Source organism: Streptomyces syringium (assembly GCF_017876625.1).
GTDB lineage: Bacteria > Actinomycetota > Actinomycetes > Streptomycetales > Streptomycetaceae > Streptomyces > Streptomyces syringius.
The window spans coordinates 3,767,815-3,788,690 of record NZ_JAGIOH010000001.1; the positions used below are offsets into that span (position 1 = coordinate 3,767,815).

Annotated in this window: 18 protein-coding genes; 12 read left to right on the top strand and 6 right to left on the bottom strand. The window is 70.7% G+C overall.

Features of this window, described 5'->3' with window-relative positions; all coding sequences use genetic code 11:
- Positions 1 to 71: 71 nt before the first annotated feature.
- Positions 72 to 1,589, top strand: coding sequence for a vWA domain-containing protein (locus JO379_RS16625; protein ID WP_209515552.1), 1,518 nt, complete (start codon positions 72 to 74; stop codon positions 1,587 to 1,589).
- A 56-nt stretch (positions 1,590 to 1,645) separates the two neighbouring features.
- On the opposite strand, the gene JO379_RS16630 is transcribed toward JO379_RS16625, so the two are convergent.
- Positions 1,646 to 2,761, bottom strand: a complete 1,116-nt coding sequence (locus JO379_RS16630) for an amidinotransferase (RefSeq protein WP_209515554.1) — start codon at positions 2,759 to 2,761, stop codon at positions 1,646 to 1,648.
- 229 nt (positions 2,762 to 2,990) lie between these two features.
- Between JO379_RS16630 and JO379_RS16635 the strand changes: the two genes are divergently transcribed.
- The 5 genes from JO379_RS16635 to JO379_RS16655 all read left to right on the top strand — a co-directional run bounded on the left by JO379_RS16635 (position 2,991) and on the right by JO379_RS16655 (position 6,440).
- On the top strand, positions 2,991 to 3,242 hold the full coding sequence (locus tag JO379_RS16635) for a hypothetical protein (protein ID WP_209519042.1): 252 nt from the start codon (positions 2,991 to 2,993) through the stop codon (positions 3,240 to 3,242).
- Positions 3,230 to 3,487: a DUF7848 domain-containing protein gene (locus tag JO379_RS16640; RefSeq protein WP_130878679.1), complete on the top strand. Its 258-nt coding sequence runs from the start codon at positions 3,230 to 3,232 to the stop codon at positions 3,485 to 3,487. Before JO379_RS16635 ends, JO379_RS16640 begins: the two co-directional genes overlap by 13 nt.
- Before the next feature lie 134 nt (positions 3,488 to 3,621).
- Positions 3,622 to 5,343: a methionine--tRNA ligase gene (gene metG, locus JO379_RS16645; protein WP_130878678.1), complete on the top strand. Its 1,722-nt coding sequence runs from the start codon at positions 3,622 to 3,624 to the stop codon at positions 5,341 to 5,343.
- Between the two features lie 153 nt (positions 5,344 to 5,496).
- Entirely contained in the window at positions 5,497 to 5,868 is a 372-nt protein-coding gene (locus JO379_RS16650; protein ID WP_242626123.1) for a DNA-binding response regulator, read from the top strand.
- An 11-nt stretch (positions 5,869 to 5,879) separates the two neighbouring features.
- Positions 5,880 to 6,440: a DinB family protein gene (locus tag JO379_RS16655; protein ID WP_130878677.1), complete on the top strand. Its 561-nt coding sequence runs from the start codon at positions 5,880 to 5,882 to the stop codon at positions 6,438 to 6,440.
- A 126-nt stretch (positions 6,441 to 6,566) separates the two neighbouring features.
- Here the strand turns inward: JO379_RS16655 and aspS are convergent, their stop codons facing one another.
- Entirely contained in the window at positions 6,567 to 8,339 is a 1,773-nt protein-coding gene (gene aspS / locus JO379_RS16660; protein WP_130878676.1) for an aspartate--tRNA ligase, read from the bottom strand.
- A gap of 159 nt (positions 8,340 to 8,498) precedes the next feature.
- Between aspS and JO379_RS16665 the strand changes: the two genes are divergently transcribed.
- Complete coding sequence (locus tag JO379_RS16665; RefSeq protein WP_130878675.1) at positions 8,499 to 10,664, top strand: ATP-binding SpoIIE family protein phosphatase; 2,166 nt, start codon at positions 8,499 to 8,501, stop codon at positions 10,662 to 10,664.
- A gap of 14 nt (positions 10,665 to 10,678) precedes the next feature.
- On the opposite strand, the gene JO379_RS16670 is transcribed toward JO379_RS16665, so the two are convergent.
- On the bottom strand, positions 10,679 to 11,767 hold the full coding sequence (locus JO379_RS16670; protein WP_130878674.1) for an AI-2E family transporter: 1,089 nt from the start codon (positions 11,765 to 11,767) through the stop codon (positions 10,679 to 10,681).
- Between the two features lie 110 nt (positions 11,768 to 11,877).
- Positions 11,878 to 12,831, bottom strand: coding sequence for a pirin family protein (locus JO379_RS16675; RefSeq protein ID WP_130878673.1), 954 nt, complete (start codon positions 12,829 to 12,831; stop codon positions 11,878 to 11,880).
- 157 nt (positions 12,832 to 12,988) lie between these two features.
- Between JO379_RS16675 and JO379_RS16680 the strand changes: the two genes are divergently transcribed.
- Positions 12,989 to 13,933: a trypsin-like serine peptidase gene (locus JO379_RS16680; RefSeq protein ID WP_209515556.1), complete on the top strand. Its 945-nt coding sequence runs from the start codon at positions 12,989 to 12,991 to the stop codon at positions 13,931 to 13,933.
- Between the two features lie 97 nt (positions 13,934 to 14,030).
- Here JO379_RS16680 and JO379_RS16685 read toward each other — a convergent pair whose 3' ends face one another.
- A complete protein-coding gene (locus JO379_RS16685) occupies positions 14,031 to 14,483 on the bottom strand; it encodes an SseB family protein (protein ID WP_130878671.1) in 453 nt (150 codons plus the stop codon).
- Positions 14,484 to 14,611: 128 nt separating this feature from the next.
- Between JO379_RS16685 and JO379_RS16690 the strand changes: the two genes are divergently transcribed.
- The 4 genes from JO379_RS16690 (at position 14,612) to JO379_RS16705 (ending at position 19,018) form a co-directional block, all read left to right on the top strand.
- Entirely contained in the window at positions 14,612 to 16,453 is a 1,842-nt protein-coding gene (locus JO379_RS16690) for an acyl-CoA dehydrogenase (protein ID WP_209515558.1), read from the top strand.
- 129 nt (positions 16,454 to 16,582) lie between these two features.
- Positions 16,583 to 17,875 carry a M18 family aminopeptidase gene (locus JO379_RS16695; RefSeq protein WP_130878669.1) on the top strand — a complete coding sequence of 431 codons (1,293 nt, stop codon included), beginning with the start codon at positions 16,583 to 16,585 and terminating at the stop codon, positions 17,873 to 17,875.
- 162 nt (positions 17,876 to 18,037) lie between these two features.
- Complete coding sequence (locus JO379_RS16700) at positions 18,038 to 18,706, top strand: DUF4232 domain-containing protein (protein ID WP_130878668.1); 669 nt, start codon at positions 18,038 to 18,040, stop codon at positions 18,704 to 18,706.
- A gap of 87 nt (positions 18,707 to 18,793) precedes the next feature.
- Complete coding sequence (locus tag JO379_RS16705; RefSeq protein WP_130878667.1) at positions 18,794 to 19,018, top strand: DUF6458 family protein; 225 nt, start codon at positions 18,794 to 18,796, stop codon at positions 19,016 to 19,018.
- 39 nt (positions 19,019 to 19,057) lie between these two features.
- On the opposite strand, the gene JO379_RS16710 is transcribed toward JO379_RS16705, so the two are convergent.
- Positions 19,058 to 20,857: an NHL domain-containing thioredoxin family protein gene (locus JO379_RS16710; RefSeq protein ID WP_209515560.1), complete on the bottom strand. Its 1,800-nt coding sequence runs from the start codon at positions 20,855 to 20,857 to the stop codon at positions 19,058 to 19,060.
- Between the last annotated feature and the right edge of the window lie 19 nt (positions 20,858 to 20,876).

Genomic DNA, 20,876 nt, shown 5'->3' on the forward strand with positions numbered 1-20,876 from the left:
TCCCGCCCTGGGACTTATCACCCCACTACGGACATTTCATCGCACCCGAGACACGTGAAGGACTTCTCCACATGGGCATTCGGAGTCTGCTGAGGAACGCGTTCGGCCGGTCCAGGAAAGCCGATCGCGACGAACCGAGCCTGCCCCAGCAGAACGCGGGGCCGGACACCGTCGACAGTGCCGGGGCCGCCGAGTCCGTATCCGCCACCGTGCCCGCACCGGCGGCCGAGGTGAACCCGGTGCCGGCGCCTGCGCCCGCGCCGGTGGCGGACGCGATCGCGAAGCCGCGGGTCTCCACGGAAGAGATCGGTCAGACCGAGGGCTTCCGCCCGGCGGTCACGCCCCCGGTGCTGCCCACGCAGCCGCTTCCGGCGGAGCCGGTTCCGGCGAAGCCGGTGACGAGGGAGCCGGTCGTGGCGGAGACGGTTGCGGCTGAGCCGGTCGTCGCGGAGACGGTTGCGGCTGAGCCGGCCGTCGTGGAGCCGACCGCCACCGATCCGGTCGCCGCCCCCGTCACGGACGAGCGCGTGCCCGACCCGGGGCCGCTCGACCCGATCCCCGGGCCGGTCCCCAACCCCGACCCGCGCCCACAGCCGGAGCCCGAACCGACTCCGATGCCGTCCCCGAAGCCGATCCCCCAGCCGGAGCCGGCCCCCACCCCGGATCCCCACCCGGTGCCCGAGCCCGTCCCGGGCCCGGAGCCGAAGCCCACCCCGGAACCGGCCCCCGGCCCCACGCCCGAGCCCGCACCGGCGCTGACGACGGCTCTGACGACGGCCCCCGTGACAGCTCCCGTGACGGCTCCCGTGCCGGCTCCCCCGTCGGAGCCGGCATCCGCTCCGGCGGACGACGCCACGGCCCCGGCCGCCGCCCCGGCCATCTCCCTGGAGAAGATCCAGCAGTCCGCGCCCGGGCTGGTCAGCCTCTACAAGGCGGCGTCGGTCTCCCTGGAGAAGCAGGGCCTCACCGGCCAGCGGGCCGCCGTCTACCTGGTCCTCGACCGCTCCGGTTCCATGCGGAACTACTACAAGGACGGCACGGTCCAGCACCTCGCCGAGCAGGCCCTCGGCCTCTCCGCGAACCTCGACGACGACGGCACGGTCCCCGTCGTCTTCTTCTCCACCGACGTCGACGGCACGGCCGACCTCGACCTCGGCAACTACGCGGGTCGGGTGCAGGAGTTGCACGAGGGCCTCGGCCACATGGGCCGTACGAACTACCACTGGGCCATCGAGGCCGTGGTCGCGCACTACGAGAAGTCCGGCGCCAAGGACCCCGCCTTCGTCATCTTCCAGACCGACGGCGCCCCCACCAGCAAGGCCGCAGCCGAACGCGCCCTGTGCGCAGCGGCGAAGCTCCCGATCTTCTGGCAGTTCGTCGGCTTCGGCGACCCCGAGGCCCGCGGCTTCGACTTCCTGCGCAAGCTGGACGACCTGGCGGTCCCGGAGAAGCGCGTCATCGACAACGCGGGCTTCTTCCACGCCGGCCGCGACCCCCGCGCCCTGACGGACGCGGGCCTCTACAAGGAGCTCATGGTCGAGTTCCCGGAGTGGCTGATCGAGGCCCGGGCCGCGGGCATCGTCGACTAGGGGCCCGCTGGACGGTGGCGGCCTGGCCGCATCGGGCGGCGAGGCCGCGTCACCGGTCAGTCGGCATACGACTCGAGCGTGCCGCGACGCCGGACATCGAGCGTCGCGCAGTGGAACGAGCCGCCGAACGGCGCGTAATGCAGCAGGTCGCACGGGATCGGCTCGAACCCCCAGCCCTCCAGCGCGCGCAGCATGCCGGTGTGGTGCCGCTCCGCGATCACCCGTCGTTCGTCGATCATCAGCAGGTTCATGTTGAGCCACTTGCCGCACATCGACGTGACCTTCAGCAGGTTCCCGTCGAGCGGGTCGGGCTCGGGGGCGATCAGGACGTCCCAGGAGCGCAGGACGTCGGGCAGGCGGTCGACGTCGATGTACTCGGGGTTGACCAGCACCTTGCCGGGCGCGAGCAGGAGGAACGTCGTGTCGATGTGCATGGGCGTGCGGCAGCGGCTCTCGATCTCGTGGATGCGATAGCCCGGCCCGAGATGGCGGCGCAGCCACTCGATGCCCATGTGATTGGTGACGTTGCTCCTCGTCACGAACAGATCGCGTCCCGCGCGCACGAAATCCGCCGCGTCGAACACCGGCTCGAACTCGGTGAGGATGTAGCGCATGGGCTCACCGGACCCGGGGATCCGGAAGTCCGCCTCGAACAGCGCGTCGGTGAGCTGCGGCTTCGGCGCCGCCGTCCAGCGGGCGCCGCGCCGGAAGTAGTCCTTGAGGATCGTGCGGTAGGAGTGGGTCTCGAAGTACCGGCACGGCCACGCCATCGGGGTCTCGATGATCTCGTCGCCGATCACGAGCATGCTGTCCCGTGGGCAGGCGTTGCAAAACCCGCGCGAGGACCACTCGGGGGTGCCGAAGCGCCGTCCGTGGTCGACCGCGTCCGGGCGTCTGACCGTGATGTCGAGGGACTCCAGGAGAGCGACGAACTGATCCAGCTCCCGCTGCGCCCGCTCGACCAGCACGCGCGGATACGTGAAGCCGGCGGCGAGCCCCTGCAATCGTGCCGCCCAGGGCGGGAGGTTGCAGGCGACGACCGGATGGTCGGAGGGGATCGTCGCGCCTTCCAGACGCCCGACGATGATCTCCTCCAGCGGGTCCCACTCGTTGTGCGAGTTGACCGGCGAAACGAGAGCTTCCGGAAGGCCGGGCTTCCGCGTTGTCGCCATCTCCACCGCCTTCCCTGACCGAAAACAGTGACTCACTGTATCCCCCGCGCGACGCCGAGTGACGCGCAAGGGCGGGGCCCGCGCCCCGTGCGGAGCCGTATTCCCGCCCGGGCGGCGGTAACTCACCGCGCCGAGCAGCGGGTTACCGGCCGACCCCGGCCCCGGCACCGACGCCACGTACCCCCTTCGTCACTGATCAGGCCCCGCCTCAGTGGGCATCTATAAGGGCGTGAGCAATGAGAACCCCCCGCCCGTCACCGCTCCCGCTCCCGTCACCTACGTCGTGGACACCCGTACCGACCGTCTCGGCCAGGTCATGGACCGGCACGCCGGCCACCTACAGCTACGTCCTCCCCAAGGCGGGCTCGAGTGGGACTGCCCGCCCGAATGCGCCCGGCCCGCCTCCGAGGTGGAGGTGCGGCGGACTCGTACCGCGACCCGGACACCGGACCGCAAGACGGAAAGCAGGTGGGGGCTTTGAGCACGCGCAGCGTCTTCACATTCGGGGACTGGACCCTGCAGCCGGACCTGGAGCCGGACGCGGAGCCCGTCACCTACGCCATGCAGTGCGCGGTGTGCGAGGAGAGCTCGGAGCCCGGGGAGGACGTCGGCGAGGCCCAGGGCTGGACGTTCCGGCACGCGGGCCGGAACCCGTCGCACCACACGTACCGGGAGATGATCGTCAGGCCCTGGCGGGCCTGGATGGCACGGCCCCCCGGGGCCTGAGCACCCGGCGTACGCAGGAAGAACGCGCGACACAGAGCCGACATAAATGCCGCGCGGCTGCCCCCTGGCACTCGGATACGCTAAAGGTGCCCGTAAAAACAGCATCAGCCGCATCGACCAGGGAGCAGCCGGCAATGGCTCGACACCTCATCACCAGCGCCCTTCCGTATATCAACGGGATCAAGCACCTGGGCAACATGGTGGGGTCCATGCTCCCGGCCGATGTGTACGCCCGGTTCCTCCGCCAGACCGGCCGCGAGACGCTGTACATCTGCGCCACCGACGAGCACGGCACCCCGGCCGAGCTGGGTGCCAAGGAGCTCGGCCTGCCCGTGGCCGAGTTCTGCGCCCAGCAGCACGACGCGCAGAAGGCGATCTACGAAGGTTTCGGGCTCTCCTTCGACTACTTCGGCCGCAGCTCCTCCCCGGAGAACCGGGAGATCACCCAGCACTTCGCGCGTCAGCTGCAGAAGAACGGGTTCATCGAGGAGCGCTCGATCCGCCAGGTCTACTCCCTGGCCGACGGCCGCTTCCTGCCCGACCGCTACATCGTCGGCACCTGCCCGCACTGCGGCTACGACAAGGCCCGTGGCGACCAGTGCGAGAACTGCACCCGCGTCCTGGACCCCACGGACCTGATCGACGCCCGCTCGGCGATCAGCGGCAGCAGCGAGCTGGAGGTCCGGGAGACCAAGCACCTCTTCCTCCTGCAGTCGAAGCTCCAGGGCGAGGTCGAGGCGTGGATCGACGAGCACGGCAAGGACTGGCCGATCCTGGCCTCCTCGATCGCCCGCAAGTGGCTGACCGAGGGCCTGAACGACCGCGCGATCACCCGTGACCTGGACTGGGGCGTCCCGGTCCCGGCCGACACCTGGCCGGAGCTGGCGGCCGAGGGCAAGGTCTTCTACGTCTGGTTCGACGCCCCGATCGAGTACATCGGCGCGACGAAGGAGTGGGCGGACCAGGACCCGGAGAGCCGCGACTGGAAGTCCTGGTGGTACGAGGCGACGGACGTCCGCTACACCCAGTTCATGGGCAAGGACAACGTCCCGTTCCACACGGTGATGTTCCCGGCCACCCAGCTCGGCACCCGCGAGCCGTGGAAGAAGGTCGACTACGTCAAGGCCTTCAACTGGCTGAACTACTACGGCGGCAAGTTCTCCACGTCCCAGAAGCGCGGCGTCTTCACGCATGACGCCCTGGAGCTGCTGCCCGCCGACTACTGGCGCTACTTCATGATGGCCAACGCCCCCGAGTCGGACGACACGTCGTTCACCTGGGAGCTGTTCTCGGCCACCGTGAACAAGGACCTCGCCGACGTCCTGGGCAACTTCGTCAACCGCGTCCTGTCCTTCTCGAAGAAGCGCTTCGGCGAGGAGGTCCCGGCCGGCGCCGAGGCGGGCGAGGCCGAGGCCACCCTGGGCCGGGAGATCGCCCAGCTGCTCCAGGAGTACGAGGAGCACATGGAGGCCATGCAGTTCCGCAAGGCCGCGCAGGCGCTGCGCGCCCTGTGGAGCGCGGGCAACTCCTACCTGGAGACCAAGGCCCCCTGGCTGGAGATCAAGACCGACCCGGACGCCGCGGCCCTGACGCTGCGTACGGCGATGAACCTGATCCACCTGTACTCGATCGTCTCCGAGCCGTTCATCCCGGCCTCGGCCGCCGCCATGCGGAGCGCGTTCGCGCTGACCGACGACACGGCCACGTGGGTCTCGCGCGACGAGGCGGCGTCCTTGTCGTCCGTTCCGGTGGGCACGCCGTTCACCGTGCCGCCGGTGCTGTTCGCGAAGATCACGGAGGAGGACCTGGAGTCCTACCGTGAGCGCTTCGGCGGCGGGGACGACAGCGCCGCCTGAGAAGAGTCCGAGGGGCCCGGGACGGTGCGGAAGCACGTCCCGGGCCCCTCGTATATCCGCGGACGGGACCGCGTTGATCGATCGGCAATCGTTCGTTCAGCGCGCCCCGGGAAGCTGAAGGAGTTGGATTCGCGGGGGAGACGAGGAAGAACAGTGTTGTACGAGAAACGCATCACCGTGAATGTCCATGCCGGCGACGAGCTGACCCGGGCCCGCCTCGCCCGGCGGCTCCGTCCGCTGCCCGGGGTCGACGTGGTCCGCGAGGGCGGCGAGGTCGACGTCCTGTTCCTGGGCCGCGACGACCCGAGCGCGGGGGACGAGCTGTACCGGCTGACCCGGGACGGGCGGACGCCGGTCGTGGTCGTCGCCGAGGAGCTGGGCGAGACGGAGCTGATGGCGATCGCCGAGTACGGGGTGGCGTCCGTGCTGTGGGGCGAGCGGCTGACGTCGGGGCGGCTCTCCCGGGCCGTGCACAACGCGGCAGGATGCTGCCCGCGTCTCCCGGTGCTCACGGCTCTCGTGTGAGTCTGATCGGCATGTCGATTTCCACCAGGCCCATCCCGCCGCTGAACGCCGACGAACGCTCCACGCTGGAGGGCTGGCTCGACTTCCACCGAGCCACCCTCGCCCACAAGTGCGCCGGACTGACCGACGAGCAGGCCCGCGAGGCCTCCGTCCGGCCTTCCGACCTGACCCTGACCGGCCTCGTCCAGCACATGGCCGAGGTGGAGCGGACGTGGTTCCGCCGCATACTCACCGGGGAGCGGGTGGCGACGGTCTACGGCACCGACGACACCCCCCTGGGCCCCGATGACCTCGCCGAAGGACGTGACGTCGGCCTGAAGGTCGCCGAGGACGCCACGCTCGCCGGGGCGCTCGCCGATTGGCAGGCCGAGATCGAGCTGGCCAGAGCCAACTGCGCGCCGCTCTCCCTGGACGCCACCGGCACCTTCCCCTGGGCCCCCGCCGCGGGCGAGCTGTCCGGCGCCCCCGTGTCGCTGCGCTGGATCTACCTGCACATGATCGAGGAGTACGCGCGCCACAACGGCCACGCCGATCTGCTGCGCGAGCGCGTCGACGGTACGACCGGCTGGTAAGAACGCAGAGCGTCCGGAGGACCGGCCTCCACCCGGCCCTCCGGGCACGGACGAGGGGCCCGGAACCACATCGGCGGTTCCGGGCCCCTCGTCTGTGCCCACCTGGGCCCTGTCCGGGCAAGGCGGCTACTTCGCGTCCTTCACCTGCGGCTTGCGCAGCGACAGGTGGAGCTCCTTCATGCGGGACTCGTCCACCTCGCTCGGGGCACCCATGAGCAGGTCCTGGGCGTTGCCGTTGAGCGGGAAGGCGATGGTCTCGCGGATGTTGGGCTCGTCGGCCAGCAGCATCACGATGCGGTCGACGCCCGGGGCGATGCCGCCGTGCGGCGGGGCGCCGAACTTGAACGCGCGCAGCATGCCGCCGAACTCGCGCTCGACGTCCTCGTTGGAGTAACCGGCGATCTCGAAGGCCTTGTACATGACCTCGGGCTCGTGGTTGCGGATGGCGCCGGAGGACAGCTCGGTGCCGTTGCAGACGATGTCGTACTGCCAGGCCAGGATGTCCAGCGGGTCCATCGTGTTCAGCGCCTCCAGGCCGCCCTGCGGCATGGAGAAGGGGTTGTGCGAGAACTCGATCGCGCCGGTGTCCTCGTTCTTCTCGAACATCGGGAAGTCGACGATCCAGCAGAAGCGGAAGACGTTCTCCTCGAAGTGGCCGGCGCGCTTGGCGGCCTCGACGCGGACCGCGCCCATGATCTTGGAGACCTCGTCGAACTCGCCCGCGCCGAAGAAGACGGCGTGGCCGGGGGCCAGGTCCAGGGCCTCGGTGAGGGCCTTGGTGTCGTCCTCGGTGAGGAACTTGGCGATCGGACCCGACAGAGCGTTGTCCTCGCCCACCCGGACCCAGGCCAGACCCTTGGCACCCTGCTCCACGGCGTACTCGCCGAGGCCGTCGAAGAACTTGCGGGACTGGCCCGCGGTGTCCGGCACGGCCAGCGCGCGGACGTGCTTGCCGGCGAAGGCCTTGAAGCCGCTCTCGGCGAAGACGCCGGAGACGTCGACCAGCTCCAGCTGGGCGCGCAGGTCCGGCTTGTCGGAGCCGTACTTCAGCATCGCCTCGCGGAAGGGGATCCGCGGGAAGGGAGAGGTGACGTGGCGGCCGTTGCCGAACTCCTCGAAGAGGTCGGTCATGACCTTCTCGATGACCTGGAAGACGTCCTCCTGCTCGACGAAGGACATCTCGACGTCGAGCTGGTAGAACTCGCCCGGCGAGCGGTCCGCGCGGGCGTCCTCGTCGCGGAAGCAGGGCGCGATCTGGAAGTAGCGGTCGAAGCCCGCGATCATCAGCAGCTGCTTGAACTGCTGGGGCGCCTGCGGCAGGGCGTAGAACTTGCCGGCGTGCAGCCGGGAGGGGACCAGGAAGTCGCGCGCGCCCTCGGGGGAGGTGGCGGACAGGATCGGGGTCGCCATCTCGTTGAAGCCGAGGGAAGTCATCTTCTGGCGCATCGAGGCGATGACGGCGGAGCGCAGCATGATGTTGCGGTGCATGCGCTCGCGGCGGAGGTCCAGGAAGCGGTACTCCAGGCGCCGCTCCTCGTTCACCCCGTCGTCGGTGTTGATCGTGAAGGGCAGCGGCTCGGCGGTGCCCAGCACCTCGACCGCGGCGACCTCGACCTCGATCTCGCCGGTGGGCAGCTCGGGGTTGACGTTGTCCGCGCCCCGGCCGACGACCTTGCCGTCGATGCGGACGACGGTCTCCTTGGTGAGGTGGCTCAGGGCCTCGTTCGCCGCGGTGCCCGGACGGGCGACGAGCTGCACCAGACCGTGGTGGTCGCGCAGATCGATGAAGAGGATGCCGCCCAGGTCGCGCCGATTGTGCAGCCAGCCGCTCAGTCGCACGTCGGTGTCGACGTCAGCCGCACGGAGCTCGCCGCAGGTGTGGGACCGGTACCGATGCATCGTTCATCCAAGTCGTTGGTCGAGGGGGTTGATCGAAGCTGGCGTTGCACTGGGTTAGCGTGCACACAGCACGTGTGCAAGGGTACTGCCCCACCTGCCCTCGGTCGTCGCCCATTCTCAGACCTGCATAAAGCTGGCGGACCCGCTTAAAGTGGGGCAATGCGCACCGAGGACGTACTGGCAGCCGTGGCGACCGGCCTGTGGCACTGGGACAACGCCTCGCGCATCGCCACCTTCGACGCCGAGGCCGCCCGTCTCCTGGGCCTGCCGGCGGAGCGCGTCGAGCTGACCGAGTCGGCCGCCCGCGCCCGGTTCCACGCCGTGGACTGGGTCGAGATCATGGGCATCATCAATCTGGCCGTGGCCGAGGGCACCCTCGCCGAGGCCCGGCTGCGCGTGGTCGACGACGTGGGCCGGGTGCTGCGGACGGTGCGCAGCCGCTCCCGGCCGGTGGCGGGCGAGAAGGACTACATGCTGGTCGGGACCGTTCAGGAGGTCCCCGAGGCCCAGCCCGGCACCTCCGCCGTCCGGGCCCAGGTCACCGGCGACTGGCGGCGCAACCGCGAGGCCTTCCTGCTGGACGCGGGCCGGGCGCTGGCCGAGGCCCGGTCGACGGCCGAGGTGCTGCGGGTCGCGGCGGGCCTGTCGATGCCCGGCTTCGTACCGTCGGGACTGGCGGTCTTCAGCGCCGAGGGCAACCGGGTCAAGGTCATCGGCCACCAGGGCTACGGCCCGGGCGAGGCGGAACCCTTCCTGGACCTGCCGATGGACGCGGCCTACCCGGCCGCCGAGGTCATCCGCACCGGCCGCGCGATCTATCTGCCCAGCCCCGAGGACTACGAGCGCCGCTTTCCCGAGGCCTGGAAGCAGGTCGCGCATTTCGGCCGCCAGTCCTGGGCCTTCCTGCCGCTGATCAACGCGGGTCACTCGATCGGCGCCTGGATGGCCGGGTTCTCCATCCCGGTCAGCTTCACCCCCGACGAGCGGTCCGTGCTCACCACCGTCGCCCGGATGCTCGCCCAGGCCCTCGGCCGGGCCAGCCTCCACGAGTCGGAGCGCGAGCTGACCGTCGGCCTCCAGCGCTCGATGATGCCGACCGTCCAGCCGGACATCCCGGGCATGAAGGTGGCCGCCCGGTACGTACCGACGGGCGGCGGGCTGGAGGTGGGCGGCGACTGGTACGACATGATCCCGCTGCCCTCGGGGCGGATCGCCCTGGTCATCGGGGACGTCCAGGGCCACGACGTGCGGGCCGCGGGGCTGATGGGGCAACTGCGGATCGCGCTGCGCGCGTACGCCTCCGAGGGCCACCACCCGGACGCGGTCCTCTCCCGGGCCTCGCGCTTCCTCTCGGGCATCAACGACACCGAGTCCGAGGACACCGACCCCCGCTTCGCCACCTGCCTCTACATCGAGGTGGACCCCGCCACCGGGCTCCTCGACATCGCCCGCGCCGGGCACCCCGAGCCCGCGATCCGCCTCAGCGACGGCACGGTGCTCGTCCGGCCCACGGCGGGCGGTCTGCCGCTCGGCATCGTCGCCGACACGGACTACCCCACCACCCGGCTCGTCCTCGAACCCGGCGAGACGATGATGGTCTGCACGGACGGGCTCATCGAGACCGGCGGCCATGATCTGGAGACCGGCTGGAGCAGGCTGCGCGAGGTCATCGAGGGCTACCCGCTGGACGGCCGGAACGAGGGTGCCGGCGATCTCGAACAGCTCGCCGACGCCCTCGTCCAGGCCGTCCACGGCCCGCCCTCCCACTACACCACCGGCCCCCTGGTCGACCGGCGCGAGGACGACATCGCCGTGCTCCTGCTCTCCCGGGAGGCCCCCGCCCCCGTCGGGACCGGCCTCGTCACGCTCCCGCACCCGGCCCGCCGCATGGTCCTGACCATCGCCCAGGCCGAACCGGAGCGCATCGCCGAGTGCCGGCACCAGCTCGGCGAGCTCATGCACGACTGGCGCGACGCGGACCAGATCGACTCGGCGGTGCTGATGGTCTCCGAGATGGTCACCAACGTCCTGGTCCACACGGACGGGGACGCTCTGCTGGTCGCGGAGATAACGGGCGAGCAGGGCGAACGCTGTCTGCGCGTCGAGGTCGAGGACGGCAGCGACGAGCTGCCGCACCGCCGCCACCCGGGCGAGATGGCGTCCTCCGGACGCGGCCTGGTGCTGATGGAACTGCTCGCCAGCGCATGGGGCGTCGACCCCCGGGGCGAGGGCAAGAACATCTGGTTCGAGCTGTTCGAGGCGTCCGGGGCCTCGGGGACGCACGGAACGCTGCTGACCCCGGAGGGGCTCGCGGAAGTGACGTGAGGGTGGGGGCGTGGCTACACGTCCCGGACCTCCGTGCCGCCCACCGCACCGCCGTTCGAGGCATAGTGCGCGCGCAGCTCCGAGACGACGCCGAAGGCCGCCGCCGTCAGCGGCACGGCCAGCAGCATGCCGAGGATCCCCGCGACGCTCGCACCCGCCGTGATCGTCAGCATGACCGTCGCCGGATGCATCTGCACCGTACGGCTCTGGATCATCGGCTGGAGCACATGCCCCTCCAGCACCTGTACGGCCAGCACGACCCCCAGTACCCACAGGGCGATGCCCGGGCCCCGGTCGGCCAGCGCCACCAGGACCGCGACCGCGCCGGACAGGAACGCGCCCAGGTAGGGGATGTACGCGGTGACGAAGACCAGCGCGCCGAGGCCCGCCGCACCCGGCACCCGCAGGATCAGCAGCCCGGCCATGATGCACGCCGCGTCGATCAGCGCGATGAGCGTGGTGCCGCGCATGAACCCCTCGATCGCCCGGTACCCGCGCCGTCCCATCGCCTCCAGACGGGGACCGGAGTCCCCCGGGGCGAGGGCGTGCACCGTGATGGCGGCCTTGTCGGAGTCGCGCAGGAAGAAGAAGGTCAGGAAGAGGGCCAGCACGGCGAGGGCGATCATCTCCCCGACGACGCTGAGCCCGGACAGCACGCCGGAGGCGGCCGTGCTGCCGAACTTGCCCACCAGTTCCTTGCCGTTGCGCGCCAGCTGGTCGAGCGAGGTGCCGGCGGCGCCGAAGTGGTCCGCGAGCTGCCGGGCGGCTTCCCGGACCGAGGCGATGATCTGGTCGCCGGTGTCGATCAGCGCACTGCCCACGACATAGCCGGTGCCGCCGACGACCGCGAGCAGCAGCAGGCACGTCAGCGCCGCCGCGAACGAGCGCCGCACGCCCGTCGCGAGCAGCCGCCGGTGCACGGGCCCGAGCAGCGCCGTGCCGAGCAGCGCGAGCAGTACGGGCGTGACCACCGCCTTCAGCTGGACGCACAGCCACACGCCGACAGCGGCGACCCCGGCGACCAGCAGCAGGACCACGCACCAGGCCGCCAGCTTGCGCACGGCACGGGGCAGCAGCGGCTTGAGCTCCGATTCGGTCGGCACGGGCTCAGCGCATCACGGTGATGCGCTGAGAGCTCGGTGACCGGGTCCGGGTGGGTGAGGGGTTTTTCGCGCCCGTCCGGCGATTGAGGACGAAACGGCGGGTCAGCTGACTAAACGGCGTCAGCCGGCACCGTGCCGAGACGGCCGGCCTGGTAGTCCTCGAAGGCCTGCGCCAGCTCCGCGTGGGTGTTCATGACGAACGGGCCGTAGTGCATCATCGGCTCCCGGATCGGCTGCCCGCCGAGCAGGACGAACTCGAAGTTCGGGCCGCGGGTGTCCTGCTTGTCGTCCGCCCGGACCGTGATCGAGTCGCCGTTGCCGAAGACCACGGACTGCCCCATCCGGAACGGCCGCCGCTCGGCGCCCGCCGAACCGCTCCCGGAGAGCGCGTACGCGAGGGCGTTGAAGTCCGGCCGCCAGGGCAGGGTGAGCTCCGCGCCCGGGTTGAGGGAGATGTGCGTCATCGTGATCGGCGTGTGGGTGATGCCCGGGCCCTCGTGGCCGTCGATGCTGCCCGCGATCAGCCGCAGCAGCGCGCCGCCGTCGGCCGAGGTGAGCAGCTTGACCTTGCCGCCGCCGATGTCCTGGTAGCGGGGGGCCATCATCTTGTCGGCCTTCGGCAGGTTCACCCACAGCTGGAGGCCGTGGAAGAGCCCGCCGCTGACGACGAGGGACTCCGGCGGGGCCTCGATGTGCAGCAGGCCGGACCCGGCGGTCATCCACTGGGTGTCACCGTCGTTGATCGTGCCGCCGCCACCGTGCGAGTCCTGGTGCACGAAGGTGCCGTCGATCAGATAGGTGACCGTCTCGAAGCCGCGGTGGGGGTGCCAGGGCGTGCCCTTCGGCTCACCCGGTCCGTAGTCCACCTCACCCATCTGGTCCATCATGATGAACGGGTCGAGGTACTGGTAATTGATGCCCGCGAAGGCCCTGCGGACGGGGAAGCCCTCGCCCTCGAAACCGCTCGGCGCGGTCGCGACGTGCAGCACCGGCCGCTGCCGGCCGTCGGCCGGGGCGGCCACGCGGGGCAGGGTCAGCGGGTTCTCTACGGTTACTGCGGGCATGACAGCCTCCTCGGTTGCGACGCCTTCAAGTTAGTTGAAGGATGAACAACCTGCAAGGGCGCCCGCATTCCCGGAAGCAGCCGAAGGCCGCACTCCCGGCCACACGCCGGGCGCGCGCCTCCGGCGCGAACATCATTCGAACGTGGACACTGGGTGAATGCGCCTGAAAGCCACCGACCGCGGCTACGCCTCGGGTCCCGCCGGGATAGCCGTTCTGATCGCCGCCGTCCTGGCCCTGATCGTGATCGGCCTGCTGATGGCGAGCCGTGGCCAGGCCTCGGACGCACCCCTGGCCTCGGGCGACGCCGACGGGCACTTCGAGGAGCCGAGGGCCCTGGGCGACGAGAGCGCCGAGGCGATGCGGTCGGTGGTCCGCACCCCGGCGAAGCCCCCCGTGCCCGCACCCGCGGCCGTCGGCTCCGGCAGCGACCCGCTGCCCGCCTCGAAGCCGCTGGAGGCCCGCGAGAGCGACCCCTCGCCGGCCGTGGGCCCGCTGTTCTACACGGGCGAGGGCGAACCGGACCACAGCTGCAGCGCCAGCGTCGTCCACAGCCCGAGGGGCGATCTGATCGCCACCGCCGCCCACTGCGTCTACCAGCGCGAATTCCGCACCGACATCGCCTTCGTCCCCGGCTACCAGGACGGCCGGGCGCCCTACGGCGTCTGGGTCCCCACGTCCATCGACATCTCCCCCGAGTGGGCGGAACGCGGCGACCAGGACCACGACGTGGCGTTCCTGCGGGTCCGCCGGGTGGGCGACGACACCCCCATCGAGCGGGTCACCGGCGCCGAGCGCATCCGCTTCCGCCCCGAGCCGGACCGCCCGGCCCGGGTGATCGGCTACCCCATCGGCGAGGAGCGCCCCCTCGCCTGCCAGAACACCACCGGCACCCGCGGCCCCACCCAGCTGCGCTTCGAGTGCCACGGCCTGCCCAACGGCACCAGCGGCGGCCCCATCCTCACCGACATCGACCCGGCCACGGGCCTGGGCACGGTCAACGGCGTCCTGGGCGGCTTCCAGGGCGGCGGCGACGACGAGACGTCGTACAGCTCGTACTTCGGCGACGCCATCGAAAAGCTCTACCGTCGGGCGACGGGATAGCCACCGCACCGGTGCCCCCGGCGGGCTGATTTCAGCCCGCCCGGCGGTTGAGGACACCGCCGCGCAGCGGAGGTGCACACGCCACGGCCCGGCCAGGTCACCCGTACATGCGGCGCATCGCGAAGTCGACCATCTGCTCGACGGCCTTCGCGTCGAAGACCATCCGGTGGTCGCCCTCCATGTCCAGCACGAAGCCGTAGCCGGTGGGCAGCAGATCGATGACCTCGGCACCTGTGATCACGAAGTACTTGGACTCCTTGCCCGCGTACCGCCGCAGCTCCTTGAGCGAGGTGAACATCGGGATCACCGGCTGCTGGGTGTTGTGCAGGGCGAGGAAGCCCGGCGTGTCACCGCGCGGGCAGTAGACCTTCGAGGTCGAGAAGATGATCTGGAAGTCCTCGGCGGACATCGAGCCCGTGGTGAAGGCCCGCACCGCGTCGGCCAGCGACGGCGGGGACGGCTCGGGGTAAAGCGGCTGCTCGCCGTAGCCGCCGGACTGCTGCGGCGGGGCGTAGCCCTGTGTGCCCACGTTCTGGTCGTAGCCGTACATGGCCCAAAGCGTACTCAGTCACAGTTGGGCGATCAGGGGTTGCGTCTTATTACCGACCGGTAGCATCATGGAAATTACTGCCCGGTAGTTGTTGAGGATCCACCTCCCACCCTTACGGAGCCGTTGTCATGGGCCACTACAAGTCGAATCTCCGCGACATCGAGTTCAACCTCTTCGAGGTTCTCGGCCGCGACAAGCTGTACGGCACCGGCCCGTTCGCGGAGATGGACGTCGAGACCGCCAAGAGCGTCCTGTCGGAGATCGCGCGCCTCTCGGAGAACGAGCTGGCCGATTCCTTCGTGGACGCCGACCGCAACCCGCCGGTCTTCGACCCGGAGACCAACACCGCTCCGGTTCCGGCCAGTTTCAAGAAGAGCTACCAGGCCTACATGGACGCCGAGTGGTGGCGTCTCGGCATCCCGGAGGGCATCGGCGGCACCATCGCGCCGCGCTCCCTGCTCTGGGGCTTCGCCGAGACCATCCTGGGTGCCAACCCGGCGATCTGGATGTACTCCTCCGGCCCCGCCTTCGCGGGCGTGCTCTACGAGGAGGGCACCGAGGAGCAGAAGCGCATCGCCAAGCTCGCGGTGGACAAGCAGTGGGGCTCCACCATGGTGCTGACCGAGCCGGACGCCGGTTCGGACGTCGGTGCCGGCCGCACCAAGGCCGTCAAGCAGGAGGACGGCTCCTGGCACATCGAGGGCGTGAAGCGCTTCATCACCTCCGGTGAGCACGACATGGCGGAGAACATCTTCCACTACGTGCTGGCCCGCCCCGAGGGCCACGGCCCGGGCACCAAGGGTCTGTCGCTCTTCCTCGTGCCGAAGTTCGAGTTCGACTTCGAGACCGGTGAGCTGGGCGCGCGCAACGGCGTCTACGCCACCAACGTCGAGCACAAGATGGGCCTCAAGGCGTCCAACACCTGCGAGATGACCTTCGGCGACAAGCACCCCGCCAAGGGCTGGCTCGTCGGCGAGAAGCACGACGGCATCCGCCAGATGTTCATGATCATCGAGTTCGCCCGGATGATGGTCGGCACGAAGGCCATCGCCACCCTCTCCACCGGCTACCTCAACGCGCTGGAGTACGCCAAGGAGCGCGTGCAGGGTCCGGACCTGGCCAACTTCATGGACAAGGCCGCCCCCAAGGTCACCATCACGCACCACCCCGACGTCCGCCGCTCGCTGATGACGCAGAAGGCGTACGTCGAGGGCATGCGCGCCCTCGTCCTCTACACCGCCGCCGTCCAGGACGAGATCCTGGTCAAGGAGCACGCGGGCGACGAGGCCTCCCTGAAGGAGGCCAAGGCGCTGCACGGTCTCAACGACCTGCTGCTGCCCATCGTCAAGGGCTACGGCTCGGAGAAGTCCTACGAGCAGCTGGCGCAGTCGCTCCAGACGTTCGGCGGCTCCGGGTACCTCCAGGAGTACCCGATCGAGCAGTACATCCGTGACGCCAAGATCGACACGCTGTACGAGGGCACCACGGCCATCCAGGGCCAGGACTTCTTCTTCCGGAAGATCGTCCGCGACCAGGGCCAGGCGCTGACCACCCTCTCCGAGGAGATCAAGAAGTTCCTCGCCGAGGCCGCCGGCGGCGAGGACCTGGCCGCCGCCCGCGACCAGCTCGCCAAGGCCGCGGTCGACCTGGAGGGGATCGTCGGCGCGATGCTGACCGACCTCGCCGCGACCGAGAAGAACGTCAAGTCCATCTACAAGGTCGGCCTCAACTCCACCCGTCTGCTGATGGCCTCCGGTGACGTCGTCATCGGTTACCTGCTGCTCAAGGGCGCCGCGGTGGCCGCCGAGAAGCTCGGCTCCGCCTCCTCGAAGGACAAGGCCTTCTACGAGGGCAAGATCGCGGCGGCGAAGTTCTTCGCCCACAACGTCCTGCCCGGCGTCTCCGTCGAGCGCTCGCTCGCCGAGTCCGTCGACAACTCCCTGATGGAGCTGGACGAGGCCGCGTTCTGAGGTCCGGTCCAGGGATTGATCCCGTCATGTGAGAGGCCCGCTTCCCCTTGGGAGGCGGGCCTTTCGCCTCGTCGCGCATCAACCGCGCAAGACCCCCCGATCACTTGCCCTGATCCTTATCCTGAGGCCATGAGCTCTGCGCACCGCTTCGACCGCGGCCACACCGACGACCTGATGACCTTCCTCGCGGCGAGCCCCTCGCCGTACCACGCGGTGGCCAACACCGCCGAGCGGCTGGAGAAGGCGGGCTTCCGTCAGGTCGCGGAGACGGACGCGTGGGACGCGTCGACCGGCGGCAAGTACGTGACGCGCGGCGGGGCCATCATCGCCTGGTACGTGCCGGACGGGGCGACCACGGCCACCCCGTTCCGGATCATCGGCGCGCACACCGACTCGCCGAACCTGCGCGTCAAGCCGCTGCCGGACACCGGTTCGCACGGCTGGCGGCAGATCGCCGTGGAGCTCTACGGCGGGACGCTGCTCAACACCTGGCTCGACCGCGACCTCGGCCTCTCCGGCCGGATCACCCTGCGGGACGGCAGCCACCACCTCGTCAACGTGGACCGGCCGCTGCTGCGTGTGCCGCAGCTCGCCGTGCACCTCGACCGGTCGGTGAACTCCGAGGGCCTCAAGCTCGACAAGCAGCGCCACATGACCCCGATCTGGGGCCTGGGCGACCCGGATGAGGGCGACCTCATCCGCTTCGTCGCCGAGGAGGCGGGCGTCGCGGCCGGGGACGTCACCGGCTGGGACCTGATGGTCCACAGCGTCGAGGCCCCCGCCTACCTGGGGCGCGACCAGGAGCTGCTCGCCGGCCCCCGGATGGACAACCTGCTGTCCGTGCACGCCGGCATCGCCGCGCTCACCACGGCGTGCGCGTCCGCGAGCCTGCCGTACATCCCGGTGCTCGCCGCGTTCGACCACGAGGAGAACGGCAGCCAGTCCGACACCGGCGCCGAAGGTCCCCTGCTGGGCAATGTCCTGGAGCGGTCCGTCTTCGCCCGCGGCGGTTCGTTCGAGGACAAGTCGCGCGCCTTCGCCGGCACGGTCTGTCTGTCCTCCGACACCGGCCACGCCGTGCACCCCAACTACTCCGAGCGCCACGACCCGGGCCACCACCCGATGCCCAACGGCGGCCCGATCCTGAAGGTCAACGTCAACCAGCGGTACGCGACCGACGGCAGCGGCCGGGCCGTCTTCGCTGCCGCGGCCGAGCGGGCGGGCGTGCCCTGGCAGCACTTCGTCTCCAACAACGCGATGCCCTGCGGCACCACCATCGGGCCCATCACGGCCGCCCGGCACGGCATCACCACGGTCGACATCGGCGTCGCGATCCTCTCCATGCACTCGGCGCGCGAGCTGTGCGGGGCGGACGACCCGCATCTGCTGGCGAGCGCGCTGACCGCCTTCCTGGAGGGCTGAGGCCTTCACGGCGGGCGCCCTGCGGGCGCGTCCTCAAGCGCCGGACGGGCTTGAACAAGCCCGTCCGGCGCTTGAGGACACCGCCGCGCAGCGGTGGTGCACACCCGTGGTGGGAAGATCGGGCCGTACCGACCCGTCAACCGTCCCATCGGGGGAAACAGCATGTCCGTCACCACCCGCACGCGTACCCGCGTAGCCGTCGCCGCGATCGGCGCCACGGTCGCCCTGACCCTCACCGCCTGTGGTGGTGGCGGAGACGACGCGGGCTCCGCCTCCGACAAGGCCGACAAGTCCGGCCCGGCCGGCACCGCGTCGCCCGCCAAGGACGAGGAAGCGGCGGCGGAGGCCAAGGGCGGCGAGAGCGGCTCCGCGGCCGGCAGCAGCGACAAGGGCAAGAGCGCCGCGCCCGGCGTCTGTGCCTCCGGCACCGTGAAGGTCGAGGTCAAGGCCGTCAGCACGCCCGTCAACCACCTCCTGGTGGTGGCCACGAACACCTCGAAGTCGGCCTGCACCGCGCACGGGTATCCGTTCCTGCGGTTCGACCAGGACCAGGCCACGACCCCCGTGATCGACAAGAGCCGCCCGCAGGCGCCCGTCACCCTCGCCCCGGGCAAGTCCGCCTACGCGGGCATCGTCACCTCCGCCGCCGACGGCTCGGGCGGCACCGGCCGCAAGGCCAAGAAGCTCGCCGTGTCCTTCCAGGGGCCGGGTGACGGCAGCAGCGTCGGCGACAAGGTGGACGCCCCGCTGCCCGGCGGTTCCGTGCACGTCGACGACCAGGCCCAGGGGACGTACTGGCAGAGCAGTCAGGCCGCCGCGCTCAAGTGGTAGCGGCCCGGCGTTGATTGGCCGGTCCGGTCCGGGGTACCCGCACCCCAGCGAACCGGAACGGCCAAATCGACATCGGAGGCGATCGCCATGGGTATGGGCGGCTGCATCGGACTGATCGCGGTGGGGGCCATCCTCACCTTCGCCGTGGACTGGCACATGGACGGCGTGAACGTCACCCTGCTCGGCCTGATCCTGATGGCCGTGGGCATCCTCGGCGTCTGCGCCTACGTCAGCATCTTCCAGCGACGCAGGACGCAGCCGCCGCCCCCGGCCGCGCCCGTCGTCGAGGAGGAGCACCGCTACACGCGCTGATCCCCGGCGCTCTTGAGCCGCTGACCGCTTCCCGGCCGCTTACGCGTCCAGGCCCGCCAGCACCAGCGGCAGCCGTTCGGCGCCGCCGGGCACGACGCGCACCGGCACCCCCCAGTCCTGCTGGTGCATGTGGCAGGCGGGGTACTCGTTCTCCGGGTCGTAGTCGCAGGAGGCGGCCATCGCGGAGACGTGCAGGACGCCCTCGGTCACCCCGTCCGCCAGCACCAGGTCACGGCCCAGGTCCGTGCCGGTGCCCGAGCCCTCCGCCAGGAGTTCCGGCGGGGTCGAGCTCACGAGGAGACGGGTCGAGGGCCCGTAGCGGGTGTCCAGCTTCTGGCCCGTCGGGGCCTGGAAGACGACGTCCAGCCGCAGCCGCCCGGGCGCGACGTCGGTCGCCGCCCGCTGGGTGCGGTGCGCGACGGACTCGACCCGGACCGCCTCCTCCGGCAGCCGCAGCCGCGTGAGCCGGTGCCGGGCGGACTCCACGACCACGATGTCGTCGCCGGCGAGGACCGCGTCCGACGGTTCCCGCAGGTCCGTCGCGAGGGTGGTGACCTCGCCGGTCGCCGGGTCGTAGCGGCGCAGGGCGTGGTTGTAGGTGTCGGAGACGGCCACCGAGCCGTCGGGCAGGGCCGTCACCCCGAGCGGGTGCTGGAAGAGGGCCTGAGCGGCCTCGCCGTCCCGGTGGCCGAAGTCGAAGAGCCCCGTGCCGACGGCGGTGCGGACCGCGAACCCCTCGCCGTCCCGCTCGACGTACCGCAGGGCGCTGGTCTCCGAGTCCGCGACCCACAGCCGGTCCTCGGTCGCGGCCAGCCCGGACGGCTGCGCGAACCACGCCTCGGGCGCCGGTCCGTCGACCAGCCCCTCGTTCGTCGTACCGGCCGCGACCTCGACGGCGCCGGTGGCCGGGTCGTACGTCCACAGCTGGTGCACGCCGGCCATGGCGATCCACAGCCGGTCCGCGAACCAGGCCACGTCCCAGGGGGAGGAGAGGTCCACCTCGGTGGCGGGGCCGGAGGTGGGGCGGCCCTGCATCCACTGGCGGCCGGTGCCCGCGAGGGTGGTGACGGCGCCAGTGGCGGGGTCGTACGCGCGCAGGGCGTGGTTGACGGTGTCGGCGACGGCGACCGTGCCGTCGGGGAGCAGCGCCAGGCCCTGCGGCTCACTGAAGCCGTCGGGGCCGAAGCCGCGCTCGCCGGAGCCGACGCGCGCGACGACGCTCTCGCCGTCCGCGGCCAGCTCGACGAGCTGGTGGCGGGTGGAGTCCGAGACGAGGAAGGTGCCGCCGGGCAGCAGCACGGCCTTGCCGGGGAAGCGCAGATCGGTCGCGACCGGCTCGGGGGCGACGTACGGGCCGTCGCCGCGCCGCAGGGTGCCCTTGGCCGCGTGCTGGGCCTCCAGCTCGCCGACGAGCTGCTCCAGGGCGTGGGCGTGGCCCTCGCCCGCGTGCTGGGCGACGACGTAGCCCTCGGGGTCGATGACGACGAGCGTGGGCCAGGCCCGCACGGCGTACTGCTTCCAGGTGGCGAGCTCGGGGTCGTCCAGGACGGGGTGGTGCACCTCGTAGCGCTCGACGGCGTCGACGACGGCCTGGTGCTCGGCCTCGTGGACGAACTTCGGCGAGTGCACACCGATGATCACGACGGTGTCGCGGTGCTTCTCCTCCAGCTCGCGCAGCTCGTCGAGGACGTGCAGGCAGTTCACACAGCAAAACGTCCAGAAGTCGAGGATGACAATGCGTCCTCGCAGGGCAGCCAGGGTCAGGGCGGTGCCGCCGGTGTTCAGCCAGCCGCCCTTTCCGATGAGTTCGGGGGCGCGGACGCGTGCGTGTGGGGCCATGCCCCTATCCAACATCACC

Excerpts from the sequence above, each read along its gene's own strand:
- JO379_RS16625 (WP_209515552.1), top strand. The coding sequence starts at position 72 with ATGGGCATTCGGAGTCTGCTGAGGAACGCGTTCGGCCGGTCCAGGAAA.
- JO379_RS16630 (WP_209515554.1), bottom strand. The coding sequence starts at position 2,761 with ATGGCGACAACGCGGAAGCCCGGCCTTCCGGAAGCTCTCGTTTCGCCG.
- metG (WP_130878678.1), top strand. The coding sequence starts at position 3,622 with ATGGCTCGACACCTCATCACCAGCGCCCTTCCGTATATCAACGGGATC.
- JO379_RS16655 (WP_130878677.1), top strand. The coding sequence starts at position 5,880 with ATGTCGATTTCCACCAGGCCCATCCCGCCGCTGAACGCCGACGAACGC.
- aspS (WP_130878676.1), bottom strand. The coding sequence starts at position 8,339 with ATGCATCGGTACCGGTCCCACACCTGCGGCGAGCTCCGTGCGGCTGAC.
- JO379_RS16665 (WP_130878675.1), top strand. The coding sequence starts at position 8,499 with ATGCGCACCGAGGACGTACTGGCAGCCGTGGCGACCGGCCTGTGGCAC.
- JO379_RS16675 (WP_130878673.1), bottom strand. The coding sequence starts at position 12,831 with ATGCCCGCAGTAACCGTAGAGAACCCGCTGACCCTGCCCCGCGTGGCC.
- JO379_RS16680 (WP_209515556.1), top strand. The coding sequence starts at position 12,989 with ATGCGCCTGAAAGCCACCGACCGCGGCTACGCCTCGGGTCCCGCCGGG.
- JO379_RS16685 (WP_130878671.1), bottom strand. The coding sequence starts at position 14,483 with ATGTACGGCTACGACCAGAACGTGGGCACACAGGGCTACGCCCCGCCG.
- JO379_RS16690 (WP_209515558.1), top strand. The coding sequence starts at position 14,612 with ATGGGCCACTACAAGTCGAATCTCCGCGACATCGAGTTCAACCTCTTC.
- JO379_RS16695 (WP_130878669.1), top strand. The coding sequence starts at position 16,583 with ATGAGCTCTGCGCACCGCTTCGACCGCGGCCACACCGACGACCTGATG.
- JO379_RS16700 (WP_130878668.1), top strand. The coding sequence starts at position 18,038 with ATGTCCGTCACCACCCGCACGCGTACCCGCGTAGCCGTCGCCGCGATC.
- JO379_RS16705 (WP_130878667.1), top strand. The coding sequence starts at position 18,794 with ATGGGTATGGGCGGCTGCATCGGACTGATCGCGGTGGGGGCCATCCTC.
- JO379_RS16710 (WP_209515560.1), bottom strand. The coding sequence starts at position 20,857 with ATGGCCCCACACGCACGCGTCCGCGCCCCCGAACTCATCGGAAAGGGC.